Raw genomic sequence first — 12,478 nt, 5'->3', positions numbered from 1 at the left:
TAGTTTTAATCTCGACATGATAGTCATGAGGTGAGTACTCTCCGGTTAACCGGTCCCATCGCGGTCCCGTCTCTCGGTCGACCGGCGCGGTCGTGTCCGTTCGCTCCGCCTACCGCACCGTCCGTTCGGTAGGCTGTCACTTCCGCCAGCTTCGGTTGCCGGTAATCAGGTCGTACCCCACGCGGAGGTACGTGTAGGCGCCGACCGGCAGCGTCAGGAACCGGACGACGAGGAACGGCAGCAGGTCGCGGACGAGCTTGAGCCGGTCGGGGATGGTGAGCAGTCCGATGGTCAGATAGAGCCCGAACTCCCACGCCAGCAGGAAGCCGATGATCTCGGTCCCCAGGACGCCCAGTAGCGTCAGCGACAGGATGACGAGTGCAGTGATCGGGTACAGCCCGTCGACGAGCTGTGCCGTAACGCCCCGCCCGACCGGGGGGCGAACTCGCTCGGTGCCGCCGTCGGCGACGACGCGCCTCCGGTAGCGGGTCGCGACGTTCCGGAAGTAGTAGGCGCTCTGGAGATACCCCGACCCCCAGAGGTAGTTCTGCCGCATCGTCCCGGACAGCCCCGGAACGTGCGACCGCATGACGACGTCCCGCACCTGCACGTTCTCGTACCCCCGGTCGCAGAAGGCGAACCCGACGAAGATGTCCTCGCTGTTCGTCAGATCGTCGCCGAGTTCGTCCTCGTAGGCGTCGAACACCTCGACGAGCTTCTCGCGGTCGTAGAGTACCGCACAGCCGACGGGGAACAGCGTCGTCCCGAACAGCCGCATGAAGGCGTCGGCGAAGAACCCCTGTTCGACGCTGTAGTTGATGCTGCGGAACTGCTCGATCGGCCGCGTCCCCGTCACGTAGCCGACCACCCCCCGATCCCGTTGGCGGTCGAGTTGCGCCCGGAGCGTAGCGCGGACGTCGCTGTCGCTCGACAGCGTCCCGTCGACGTGCCGCTCGAAGAACGCCTCCTTCGTGCGGAGGGTGATCGGTTGGACGACGCCGAACGCGCTGGCGACGTCGCCGTCGGCGTGAGCCGCCACCAACTGCTCGAGGTAGTCGTCGCTCTCGACGAACGTGTCGGCGTCGAGGACGAACAGTTTGTCCGTCGTCGCCGACCGAGCGACTTCCTTGATTCCGACCGTCTTCCCCTGTGGCGTCTCGTGGACGACGACGTCGACGTCGAGGTCGAACGTCTCGGCGAGTTCGTCGACGGCGTCGAGCGTCCCGTCGGTCGACCCGTCGTCGACGACGACGACGCGGTCCAGTCTGGTCGTCTGCGTCGCCAACGAGGTCAGCGCGTAGGGGATGGTCTCGACCTCGTTCAGGGCGGGGATCACCGCCGTCACCGTCGCCGACGTCGCAACGGCCCCGCCGTCGGTCGCCGCCGCCGGTCGCTGCTTGAACAGCTTCCCGTACGTCCCGAGCGCCGCCGCGAGACCGGGGAAGGGGAGGGGGACAGCCATACGCCGCCCTACTCGGCGTCGACCTATTGTTATGGACCGCTGACTCGACGACTCGCGGCCCTTACTGGCCCTACCCCGGCACTCCGACGACGACGGTGACGGTCGTCGCCTCGGGTCGCTCGAGCGTCACCGTCTCCGTCGTCTCCCCGTCGGCCGTGCGGACGGTCACCCGGTGCTCGCCGAGGAACGCTCGCGTCCGGTAGACGCCGTCGGACCCCGTTCGTCCCGACTCGTCGGTCCACCACTCGCCGAACACCAGGTCGACGTAGGCGTCGTAGGCCGGTTTCGGCGACCAGTCGGCGCGGAACAGCGACGCGTTCCCCTGCCAGTGGATCTCGTCCCAGAACCCCCACAGCAGGAAGCCGACGGTCGCGGGGTGGCTGAAGACGGTCTTCAGGAACTGCGCGAAGTACTCGCCCTGTTCGTCCTCGTCCCAGTCGTCGCCCCACGTGTCGTACTCGTGGATCTGGAGGGCGAGACCCAGCGCCGCGAACCGATCGAGCGTGTCGAGTAGCTCCGCGGGCGTCCGCCGCTGTGCCGCCGTCGAGTGGTGTCCCTGCAGTCCGAGCCCGCCGACGTCGCCCCCGTTGTCGAGCAGCCACCGCGTCGTCGCCTCGACGGCGTCGCGTTTCTCCTCGTCGTCGCCGACGAGCACGTTGTACTCGTTGAGGAAGAGGCGGGCGTCGGGGTCGGCCTCCCGGGCGACCCGCAGCCACGCGAGCAGTTCCGGTGCGCGACCGCTCGGTGCTTCCGGGTCGACGACGGCCGTCATCGCCTGCTCGGCTATCGGTTCGTTGAGCACGTCCCACTCGGCGAAGCCGTCGACGTCGCGGTAGTGACCGACGACGTCGGCGACGTGCTGCCGCGCCCGTCGGGAGATGTGCTCGCCGTCGCCCCGGTCGATGGCGCGGTCGACGTCTTCGGGGATGGCTCCCTCGCCGCGTCGCTGCCAGATGCAGGTGTGGCCCCGAACCGTCAGCCCGCTGTCGAGCAGCCACCGCGTCGTCTCTTCTGCTCGCCGGCGCTCGTCGGGCTGCTCCCAGAACCCCCACTTGTGGTGGTTCTCCAGCACCGCCTTGTTGAACAGCTCCCGGATGCGGCGGCGGTACTCGTCGCCCTCCTCGGTCTCATCGACGAAGTAGTCGGCGTTGACCGCCGTCCCGAACCCGAACTGGTGGCGCTGCATCTCGACGGTCACCGTCGCGTCGGCGACGCGGTCGCCCGCGCCGTCCTCGACGACGACCTCGAAGGGTGCCGTCCGGTGCGCTCGGATGCGCTCGTCTGCCGCCCGCTCCCACGCCGGCCGGTCGCTCACCTCGCCGTCCGTCGACCGACCGTTCGCTCCCGGACCGAAGCCGAAGTACCCGAAGCCGACCGCCAGCAGGCCGGTGGCCGCGACGAGCACGCCCCGTCGGGAGAGCGGAGACATCGGCTCACCGCCCCCCGACGTGGGCTGTCGTCCGCTCTCGGCTCCTCTGCTTCCGGCTCTTCTGTCTCCGGCTCCCGGTTCGCCTCGTCCTCGTCGCTCCGCCCGCCTTCATCTGACGTACGCTCCGGGGTTCTCGGCTCCGTAGAGCACGTCGAGCGCACAGACGTTGCCGTCGGGCCACGTCGGTTCCCAGTCCTGGACGACGACGTCGAACCCCCGGTCGTCGAACGGCGTCTCGTCGAGGTAGTTGTCGTAGCCGGTCCCTCCCGAGAGGTAGCAGTCGCCGCCGAGCGCCTCGGTGAGACGCGCCAGATACGCCGAGGCGTCGCCCGGATGCTCGACGTCGAGTTCGCTCGACCGCACGACGTCGCTCGTCACGTCGAATCGCCGAAACAGCTCCTCCAGCAACGGGACCGTCAGATCGGTGACGGCGACGCCGTCCAGTCGCGCGTCGAGTTCGGGGCTGTCGAGGTCCCAGACCCCCCGTCTCGGCATCCACTCGAGGGGGTCGTCGACCCCCCCGCCGTGACCGTCGTTGCTGTCGCTGCCGTCGTTGCTGTCGCTGCCGCCGCCGTCGGTCGCGACGCCGACGTCGACGACTGCGTCCGCCGTCTCGTCGCCGCCCGCCGCCGCGACCTGCTCGGACAGCACGACGAGGTTGTCGTCACGCCGGCGTTTCAGCTCTTCGCACGTCGTCTCGGCCGCCGCCAACCGAGCGTCGAGGTCGGCGACGCCGTCGGTCAGATCGTCGATCGCCGCGGTCGGGTCTGCGCGCTTCCGGGCCGCGATCCGTTCGGCGAGCTCGTTCTTCTCGGCCTGCAGTCCGTTCAGCGCCTGTCGCTGCTCGCGCCACCGCCGGTCGGCCTCGGCGAACGCCTCCAGCGTCGCCCGAACGTCGCCGTCGCCGTCGACGAGCGCGAGGAGCTCGGCCGACTGCTCCCGGACGAACCCCACGTCGAGCACGGACGGACGGAGTCGCTCGTAGAACGGCGCGAGTTCGAGCGCCCCGTCGCCGTAGGTCGCACAGAGCGTCTCGAGATGCGCCGCCGTCCACGGCGTCGACATGTCGATCCGCGCCTCGACGAGCGGCGTGTCGACGCCGGTGTGCCGAACCGGGACGGTGAGCCACTCCGCGTCGCCGGACGCGACGGCGGCTCTGTGGTGTGGCGACCCGCGCACGAACTGGACGTCGTCGTAGACGACGAACACGTCCGCCTCCTGGGCCCGTGCGAGATAGTGTAACCGTGGCAGGTAGTGTGGTTGATATGCGGCGACTATCGTACCCATTCTGCCACTAGAACGAGGGGACGCCGCTTGAATATGCTGTCCGTGCGCGACGAGGGGTCGGCAGTCGACGGTGCTTACCGCCGTCGTTCGAGGAGGAGGACGAACGGTTCGGCGGCTCGGAGTCCGAACTTGTCGCCCCAGAGCCGCGCGTTCTGGACGATGCTGTCGGGGTTCCGGGGGTGGGGTCGCTCGCGCATCTCGTCGTCGTAGATCGACAGCGCCTCGCGCTTCCGGTCGAGCTGTTCGTCGATCTCTATCGCGACTGTCGGTTGAAACGCCGTCTCCGCGGTCGGCATCGCCCACTCCGTCGACGACAGCGTCTCGAAGGAGTAGACGCGGTCGACCGAGGAGTCCGCGAAGGGGCGCGTCGCCGTCTTCACCGCTCGCGCGGTCAACTGGTGGTCCATGTTGAGGTCGCCGAAGTGGTGCGTGTAGACGACGGTCGGCTCGACCCGCCGTATCTCGTCTTCGACGGCCCGCACGACGTCGATGAACGGCTCCTTGTCGAGTTGGTTCCCCCAGAACTCGAGGATGCGGACGGATTCGACGCCCAGCACGTCGCCGACGTCGCGTGCGGCCTCCCGTCGGCGCCGCATCCCGGCCTCGGCCTCGGGGGTGACCGTCTCGTAGCGGGCCATCTCGCCGTCGCCGAGCAGGAGGACGAACACCTCGTCGCCGTCGGCGGCGTGTTTCGCGAGCGTTCCACCGACGCCGATCACCTCGTCGTCCGGGTGGGCAGCAACACAGAGCACTCTCATTCGACTCGACGCTCGCCGTCCACGACCGTAAGTGTGCGCTCGCTGATGGGACGGCAGCGACGGCTTACCGGCGACGCCTCGGGTACGTCGTCGCTCATCGTTCAACCTTCACCGCTCACCGTCGCTCGCCGCTCACTCTCGTCGGTCGCTTCCGCGCTCGACCCGCTCGGAGTCGCGTTCGCGGCCGTCCACCCGGCGTTCGTCGGCGACGACGGTCGCGGATTCGTCGCCCGACGGGGGATAACCCTCCGTCTTGGGCCCATTCCCTGTCGTGAGGCCGTCCCCCGTCGTCGACTCGTCGTGGAGCATCCACCCGCCGTCGACCCGCTCCAACCGTCCGTCCCGGTAGGCGTCGGCGAACTCGCCGACGGTCAGAAACAGCACGTCGTCGTGGCTCGCGACGTACTCGAGGAACCACCGGAGGTCGTCCTGCTTGGCCGTCGTGTCGAAGGTCCAGTAGTGGAGGACGTGGACGTAGAGCTCGCCGTTCCGGTAGGCGGCGTCGAACTCCTCGCGGAGCGTCTCGCGGTCGAAGAACTCGTACGTCTCCCAGTCTTCGACGAACCCGCCGGTCCGGGGGACGTGGAGGACGCCCTCGGTCTCGAAGACGCTCGACTCCCCGTAGTGGAGGTCGGTGAACCAGGCGTCGGCGCTGACGACGGTGACGTTCTCGGCGACGAGCGCCCGCACCGTCTCCTCGTCGTAGGTGCCGTACGGCGGGACGAACGACGCGGGCGGTTCGCCGAGACACCGCGTCAGGACGACGTTCCCCTCGGTGACGCGGCGGTGCTGTTCGGCCGACGGGAGGCCGCCGAACTCGGTCAGGAGGTCGGGCCGCCGCTCGCTGTAGAAGCCGGTGTCGCTCTCGTCGTGAAAGTAGCCGTGCAGCGCGTACTCGATGCGGCCGGAGCTGTCGTTGCGCCCGGAGTTGCCGTCGCGGACGGCCCGCAGTTCGCGACAGAACGCCTCGTTTCTGTCGATCGGTTCGCCGCCGCTCGTCGGGACGACGGCGTTCGTCAGCGGCACCCCCGCCTCGAGGAAGACGCGGTCGACCGTCCGCCGGAGGTCGTCGCGGTTGCCCGGTTCGAGGTCGTCGTTCCGGAAGATCACGACCGTCCGGTAGTCGGCGTCGCCGCGCAGCGGAAAACTCGGTGCGCCGGTGAGCGCCACGGCGAGAACGACGAGCAGCAACGCGGCGACTGCGACCGCTCCGCGGAGCAGAGTCGTCACACCCACCTCTACACGCAGGCGGGGTAATGAGTATGAACGCCCTACCGACTCGTCCGTCCCGTCGGCGGTCGGTACGGAGTTCCTACCTCGCGAGACGGACGCTCGTTCCTCCCACCGCGGAGCAGACCCGACCGCCGGTGGCTCGACTCCTCGCCGCGTCCCCGCCGCGTCCGACTCCTCGCCGCGTCCCCGCCGCGTCCGACTCCTCGCCGAGACCGACGACCGCCGCGGATTACACGTCTACTCGTGTAACAGGCCCTCTCGACCGCGCTCGCCCGTCGAGACGCACTCGTCGGCGACGCTCCGTGGTCACGCTCGGCCCCGCTCGTGGCGCTCGCGTCACAGAGCGAGGGTTTTTAACTGCGCTCCGAGTAACGGTCGACAATGGCCGACGCGTGCGAACGAGCGGCGACTCGAAGCGGAGGAGACATCCGATGAACAGCAAGGTCAGTCGCGTCATCGACGCGTACTCGTTGAACGGACTCGGCGACGAACTGGTCGAACGGTGGGTCGACGAGGGAGAGAGTCTCCGGTCGCTGGCGGACGTGTTCAACCGTCGCGTCCTCGCGAGCGCGATGCGGGAGGCCGGTCTGAACCCCATCGACGGCGAGGTCGAGAACACGTACCGACTGCTGACCGGCGACGACGTCAGCAGCGGTGTCCGGACCGAGGCGAAGCGGTCCCTCGAACGCGACGACGTCGACGTCGAGAGCGTCCTCCGGGATTTCGTCTCCCACCAGGCGGTCCACACCTACCTGACGAAACACCGCGGCGTCTCGAAGCAGACCGAACCCGAAGACGACCGGGCGAAACTCGAGAAGAACCAACAGACGATCCAGCAGCTGAAGGGGCGGACGCGCGCGGTCGCGACGAACATCATCGAGAACCTCCGGGACACCGGTCGTCTCGACATCGACGACTTCGACGTGATGGTCGACGTCCGCGTCATCGAGACGGCGACCGGCGAGACGTACGACGTGGGCGAACTGTTCGAGGAACGCGCGAGCGACACCGCCGCTGTCGACGACGCCGACACAGCCGACGCCGCCGACACGGCCGAGTGAGGGGGGTGACGCCGACCCGGTTGCGTGAGGGAGTGACGCCGGCGGTCGCGTGAGGGAGTGACGCCGGCGGTCGCGTGAGGGAGTGACGCCGGCGGTCGCGTGACGACACAGACGGCGTCGATCCGGTCGCGTGACGACGCCGTCGACACGGTCGAGTACGCCGATCCGGTTGATCGCGACCTCTCGTCGCTCGTCGCTCGAGACCGCTTCTGACGAGACCCCGAAACGTAAATACCAGGGGCACCATATGCCGAACACTAATGGAATCTCGGCAGTTTTCGGCCGAACGTGCTGAACTTCAGGTCAGGAACGTTGGCGGCATCGACGAGACGACGGTCACACTCGAGCGCGGCGTCACGGCGCTGACCGGGCGCAACGCGACGAACCGGACGTCGCTCCTGCAGGCAATCATGGCGGCGCTCGGCAGCGACAACGTCTCCATCAAGCGGGACGCCGACGAGGCGCACGTCGAGCTCCAGCTCGGCGACGAGACGTACACTCGGACGCTCCGCCGACGGAACGGCACCGTCGTCTCCGACGGCACCCCGTTCCTCGAGGACCCCGAACTCGGCGACCTCTTCGCGTTCCTCCTCGAGATGAACGAGGCGCGACAGGCGGTCGCGCGCGGCGACGACCTCCACGAACTCGTGATGCGGCCGGTCGACACCGACGCGATCCAGGCGGAGATCAGCGAACTCCAGTCGACCAAACGCGACATCGACGCCAAACTCGACGACCTCGACGGACTGAAACGCCGCCTCCCCGGACTCGAGGAGAAGCGGACCAAACTCCAGTCCCAGATCGACGACCAGCGGGCCGAACTCGAGGAGAAACGCGAGGCGCTCGAGGAGTTCGACGCCGACGTCGAAGAGTCCCGCGAGGAGCAGTCCGAGCTGGACGCCAAACTCCAGGAGCTCCGCGAGACGGAGTCGGCGCTGGAGGACGTCCGCTTCGACATGGAGACCGAACGCGACAGTCTCGAGGCGCTGCGCGCCGACCGCGACGAGGTCTCCGAGGAACGCTCGGAGCTCCCCACCGCACCCGACGACGAGATCCAGGAGCTCGACAAGCAGATCCAGCGGCTGCGCGGGCAGTCCGAGACCATCGACTCGGTCGTCAGCGAACTCCAGTCGCTCATCCAGTTCAACGAGGAGATGCTCGAGGGCGGCCGTAGCGAGTTTCAGAGCGCGCTCCAGCCGGAGTCGAACGGGTCGGTCACCGACCAGCTCGTCGAGACCGACACGACCGTCTGTTGGACCTGTGGTTCGGAGGTCGAGACCGGCCAGATCGAGGACACGCTCGACCGCCTGCGGGAGCTGCGGTCCTCGAAGCTCTCGACCCGCAACGAGCTGACCTCCGAGATCGACGACCTCCAGTCGAAGAAGCGGTCGCTCGAGGGGACCCAGAAGAAGAAACAGCGGCTCGACCGACGGCTCGACGAGATCGAAGACGAGATCCGCCGCCGCGAACACACCGTCGAGGACCTCGAGACGCGCGAGGACGAGCTCATCGACGAGCTCGCGGACCTCGAGACCGAGGTCGACGAACTCGAGACCGAGGAGTACAGCGAGGTGCTCGACCGACACAAGGAGGCCAACCAGCTCGAGTTCGAGGTCCAGCGACTCGAGAAGGAGCTGTCGTCGGTCGAAGACGAGATCCGCTCGGTCGAGGACCGACTCGCGGAGCGCGACGAACTGGAGACGCGCCGCGAGGAGATCCAGGAGGAACTCGAAGAGCTCCGGACCCGCATCGAGCGCATCGAACAGCAGATGGTCGACGAGTTCAACGACCACATGGACGCCGTGCTCGGTGAACTCGCCTACGAGAACATCGACCGCATCTGGATCGAACGCACCGAACGCGAGGTCCGCGAGGGTCGACGCAAGGTGACCAAGAGCCACTTCGACCTGCACATCATCCGGAGCGCCGCCGACGGCCGCACCTACGAGGACACCGTCGACCACCTCTCGGAGAGCGAACGCGAGGTGACGGGGCTCATCTTCGCGCTCGCGGGGTATCTCGCCCACGACGTCTACGAGACGCTGCCGTTCATCCTCTTGGACTCGCTGGAGGCGATCGACTCCGAACGCATCGCGAAGCTCATCGACTACATGACCGACTACGCCGACTACCTCGTCGTGGCGCTGCTCCCGGAGGACGCCGCCGCCGTCGACGAGCGACACGCCCGCGTCACCGACATCTGAGCGGGGTTGTCGTAGAAGCTCGTAGATTTTCTTCTGGAGAATCGAACCCTGTGGGTCGCCGAGGAGTGCTGGTCTTCCGGTTAGCTACGATGACCCCTCTGAGCGACCGGGACGAACGCGTCGCGTCGCGTCGCGTTCACGCGGCCGGCCTGTCGTCGCCCCGTCTCGCGTCCACACCGCCCTCCCTCCGTCGTGCCGCCACCCGTCGAGTCACGTCCGGTCACGCTCCATCCTCGACGCCGGAGCTCCGGGCTCACGATCCGTTACGTACGTAGTCGTGTAACACTCTCTCCACCTGTCCGAATAGTTCGAACGAATCTGTTACGAGAAGCTCAGGTTGATCTCGATCTCGTTGGTCGCGCCGAGCAGCAGGTCCGGCAGTTCGTCGGTGAACCGCTCGCCCTTCAGGCGGTTCGCCGGCCCCGAGACGCTGATCGCGCCGATAGCGACCCCCTCGTCGTCGGTGACGGGTGCGCCCACGGCGTGCAGCCCCGTGATCGACTCCTCGCGGTTGAACGCGTAACCCCGGTCGACGATCTGTTCGAGCTGTTCGAACAGCTCCGTCTCGTCGGTGATCGTGTTCGGCGTCTTCGCCGGCAGCCCGTGCCCGTCGACGATCCGCTGGACGCGCTCGGCCGGGAGGTGGGCGAGGATGGCCTTCCCGGCGGCGTGCTGGTGGAGGTAGCCCCACGCGCCCGCTCGGGCGCTCGTCTGCACGGAGTGCTCCCCCGAGGCACCGTAGAGGTGGACACTTCGGCCCTGTTCTTCGGTGATACACCACACCTTCTCGCCCGTCACCTCGGCCAGCTCCTCGACCTTCGGCCGGGCGATGTGGTAGAGGTCGTGTCGGTCGCGCGCTCGCAGTCCGAAGTCGAGGAGTCGGAGGCCGATCCGATACTCGTTGCCTTCGCGGGCGACGAACCCGAGCGATTCGAGCGTCGCGACGTGTCGGTGGACGGTGCTCTTCGCCAACCCGACCTGCTCGGCCAGTTCCGTGACGCCGAGTGAGTCACCTTCGGCCTCGCTCAACTGTTCGAGGAGTGCGAACGAGGTTTCGGCCGTCTTCACCGGCCGTGACTGGGGTTCGTTCATCATTATACGTCATCGACCGCACCACGGCCACATAAATCTTGTTCGAGCTACACGAACGCCTCCGTCTCTCTTTTCCTCTCGTCTCTCCGGCCGACGGGTCGACCCGAGGGGTTCGACCACCAACAGAGCAAAGTACCCGAACGAAGTGGTATCCGGTAGCATGACGAAGACGGCCGACTGCGTCCTCCAGTGGGAGGACCCCAGCCACGGCGACGCCGAGACGCCTACCGACCGCACCCCGGAGTCAGTCGCATGACGTCGACCGCCGAAGCGATCGTCGAGACGCTGGAGGCGCTCGGCGTCGAGCGCGTCTTCGGCTATCCCGGCGGGCGCGTCATCGAACTGTTCGACCACCTCCCCGAGTCCGACGTCGACCTCGTCCGGCCGCGCGACGAGCGCGAGGCGAGCGTGATGGCCGAGATGCACGGCCGGCTGACCGGCCAACCGGGCGTCCTCTCCGGGCAGGGGCCGTGGATCGGCAGTCTGGGCGTCATCGGTCAGATGGAGGCGCGACTGTCGTCGTCGCCGATGGTCGTGCTCACGGAGGCCAGCGAGCGCGGCGACTACTCGACGCTCGCGCCCTACCAGCAGGCCCGCGGCGATTATGGCGGATTGGACCTGCCGAAGATCCTCGACGGGGTGACGAAGGAACACTGGTTCCCGCGCACGCCGACGGAGACCCTGCGGAGCGTCCAACTGGCGTTCAAACACGCCGTCGCGGGCCGCCCCGGCCCCACCGCCGTCGTCCTCGACGGCACCGGCGTGACGAAGGACGTCCCCGACGACCCTGTTCCGCCGGTCTGGGACCCGGTCCAGCAGACCCGAACGTGGCTGTCGCGGCCGACCGCCGAGGACGTCGCCGCCGCCGTCGACGCCCTCGCCGACGCCGACCGCCCAGTCATCGTCGCCGGCAACGGCGTCCACGCGGCGAAGGCCTACGACGAACTCGCGGCCGTCGCCGACGCGTACGACGCCGTCGTCACCACCTCCTATCTCGGCAAGTCGACGTTCCCCGAGACCGACGACCGGGCGGCGGGCGTCATCGGGTCGTTCGGCCACGAAGGGGCCAACCGGGTCGTCAGCGAGGCCGACGCGCTGCTCGTCGTCGGCTGTCGGATGAACCCGATGGACACCAACTGGCAGGCGCCGACGTTTATCCGCCCCGACGAGCAGACCATCGTCCACGCCGACGTCGACACCCGGAACGCGGGGTGGGTCTACCCGGCGGACGTGGGTCTGATCGGCGACGCCACGGAGTCGCTGCGCGAACTCGCCGAGGCCGGCGGCGGCGAGAACGACTGGGCGCTCGACCGCGCCCGCGAGGCCCGCGAGTCGTTCACCGCCCCGGAGTGCGACTCCGACGCCTCCCCTATCCTCCCGCAGCGCGCCGCCAAAGAGATTCAGGCCGTCGTCGACGAGGACACCCTCGTCACCGCCGACTCGGGGAACAACCGCTTCTGGCTCTTGAACTACCTCCAGACGCCGGCCGTCCGCACCTACTTCGGCAGCGGTGGCGTCGGCGGGATGGGCTGGGCGAACCCGGCGGCCGTCTCGGCTGCGCTCGCGACCGACAAAGACGTGATTTCGGTCGCCGGCGACGGCGGGTTCACGATGACGATGACGAGCGTCGAGACGGCCGTCGAGTACGGCGTTTCTCCCACATTTGTCGTGCTCAACGACACGAGTCTGGGGATGGTCCGACAGATGCAGCACGGGCCGGACGACATCTCCGGCGTCGAGTTCCACGACACCGACTTCGTGAAAGTCGCGGAGGGGTTCGGCGCGGTCGGTCGCCGCGTCACGACTGCCGACGACCTCGCCGACGCCCTGCGCGAGGGGAAGGCCAGCGACGTCCCCACGGTCGTCGACGTCCGCATCGACCGCGAGCAGGACATGGCCGAGACGCTGCAGTCGTCGTTCTACGCGCAGGTCGGCGGACTACACGAGTAGCC

General features: G+C 68.1%; 10 protein-coding genes. 3 read left to right on the top strand and 7 right to left on the bottom strand.

Annotated features, from left to right (window positions below; translation table 11 throughout):
• Nucleotides 1–136 precede the first annotated feature (136 nt).
• From EOHIBHHM_RS21675 to EOHIBHHM_RS21655, 5 genes are all read right to left on the bottom strand, one after another.
• Nucleotides 137–1,462, bottom strand: coding sequence for a glycosyltransferase family A protein (locus tag EOHIBHHM_RS21675; RefSeq protein WP_497258186.1), 1,326 nt, complete (start codon nt 1,460–1,462; stop codon nt 137–139).
• Nucleotides 1,463–1,532: 70 nt separating this feature from the next.
• Nucleotides 1,533–2,891, bottom strand: coding sequence for an endo-1,4-beta-xylanase (locus tag EOHIBHHM_RS21670; protein ID WP_497258184.1), 1,359 nt, complete (start codon nt 2,889–2,891; stop codon nt 1,533–1,535).
• A gap of 108 nt (nt 2,892–2,999) precedes the next feature.
• Complete coding sequence (locus tag EOHIBHHM_RS21665; RefSeq protein WP_497258182.1) at nt 3,000–4,178, bottom strand: WbqC family protein; 1,179 nt, start codon at nt 4,176–4,178, stop codon at nt 3,000–3,002.
• 74 nt (nt 4,179–4,252) lie between these two features.
• A complete protein-coding gene (locus tag EOHIBHHM_RS21660; RefSeq protein WP_497258180.1) occupies nt 4,253–4,936 on the bottom strand; it encodes a PIG-L deacetylase family protein in 684 nt (227 codons plus the stop codon).
• Nucleotides 4,937–5,068: 132 nt separating this feature from the next.
• Nucleotides 5,069–6,166: a DUF2334 domain-containing protein gene (locus tag EOHIBHHM_RS21655; protein WP_497258178.1), complete on the bottom strand. Its 1,098-nt coding sequence runs from the start codon at nt 6,164–6,166 to the stop codon at nt 5,069–5,071.
• Nucleotides 6,167–6,600: 434 nt separating this feature from the next.
• On the opposite strand from EOHIBHHM_RS21655, the gene rdfA reads away from it, so the two are divergent.
• Both rdfA and EOHIBHHM_RS21645 read left to right on the top strand, forming a co-directional pair.
• Entirely contained in the window at nt 6,601–7,230 is a 630-nt protein-coding gene (gene rdfA / locus EOHIBHHM_RS21650; RefSeq protein ID WP_497258176.1) for a rod-determining factor RdfA, read from the top strand.
• A gap of 260 nt (nt 7,231–7,490) precedes the next feature.
• Nucleotides 7,491–9,434, top strand: coding sequence for an archaea-specific SMC-related protein (locus tag EOHIBHHM_RS21645; RefSeq protein ID WP_497258174.1), 1,944 nt, complete (start codon nt 7,491–7,493; stop codon nt 9,432–9,434).
• Between the two features lie 80 nt (nt 9,435–9,514).
• Here EOHIBHHM_RS21645 and EOHIBHHM_RS21640 read toward each other — a convergent pair whose 3' ends face one another.
• Nucleotides 9,515–9,658, bottom strand: coding sequence for a hypothetical protein (locus EOHIBHHM_RS21640; protein ID WP_497258172.1), 144 nt, complete (start codon nt 9,656–9,658; stop codon nt 9,515–9,517).
• Between the two features lie 97 nt (nt 9,659–9,755).
• The gene (locus EOHIBHHM_RS21635; RefSeq protein WP_497258170.1) at nt 9,756–10,529 is read right to left on the bottom strand and encodes an IclR family transcriptional regulator; all 774 of its coding nucleotides are present in this window, start codon (nt 10,527–10,529) and stop codon (nt 9,756–9,758) included.
• 249 nt (nt 10,530–10,778) lie between these two features.
• On the opposite strand from EOHIBHHM_RS21635, the gene EOHIBHHM_RS21630 reads away from it, so the two are divergent.
• Nucleotides 10,779–12,476: a thiamine pyrophosphate-binding protein gene (locus tag EOHIBHHM_RS21630; RefSeq protein WP_497258168.1), complete on the top strand. Its 1,698-nt coding sequence runs from the start codon at nt 10,779–10,781 to the stop codon at nt 12,474–12,476.
• The last annotated feature ends 2 nt before the right edge of the window (nt 12,477–12,478 follow it).

This window comes from Halogranum roseipondis (assembly GCF_059695585.1).
The sequence above is the reverse complement of the archived record's forward strand: the minus strand, read 5'-3'. Positions and strand labels throughout refer to the sequence as shown.

What these genes read in the sequence shown, in the direction of transcription:
- EOHIBHHM_RS21670 (WP_497258184.1), bottom strand. Translation starts at nt 2,891, where the DNA reads ATGTCTCCGCTCTCCCGACGGGGCGTGCTCGTCGCGGCCACCGGCCTG.
- EOHIBHHM_RS21645 (WP_497258174.1), top strand. Translation starts at nt 7,491, where the DNA reads ATGGAATCTCGGCAGTTTTCGGCCGAACGTGCTGAACTTCAGGTCAGG.
- rdfA (WP_497258176.1), top strand. Translation starts at nt 6,601, where the DNA reads ATGAACAGCAAGGTCAGTCGCGTCATCGACGCGTACTCGTTGAACGGA.
- EOHIBHHM_RS21630 (WP_497258168.1), top strand. Translation starts at nt 10,779, where the DNA reads ATGACGTCGACCGCCGAAGCGATCGTCGAGACGCTGGAGGCGCTCGGC.
- EOHIBHHM_RS21665 (WP_497258182.1), bottom strand. Translation starts at nt 4,178, where the DNA reads ATGGGTACGATAGTCGCCGCATATCAACCACACTACCTGCCACGGTTA.
- EOHIBHHM_RS21635 (WP_497258170.1), bottom strand. Translation starts at nt 10,529, where the DNA reads ATGATGAACGAACCCCAGTCACGGCCGGTGAAGACGGCCGAAACCTCG.
- EOHIBHHM_RS21660 (WP_497258180.1), bottom strand. Translation starts at nt 4,936, where the DNA reads ATGAGAGTGCTCTGTGTTGCTGCCCACCCGGACGACGAGGTGATCGGC.
- EOHIBHHM_RS21675 (WP_497258186.1), bottom strand. Translation starts at nt 1,462, where the DNA reads ATGGCTGTCCCCCTCCCCTTCCCCGGTCTCGCGGCGGCGCTCGGGACG.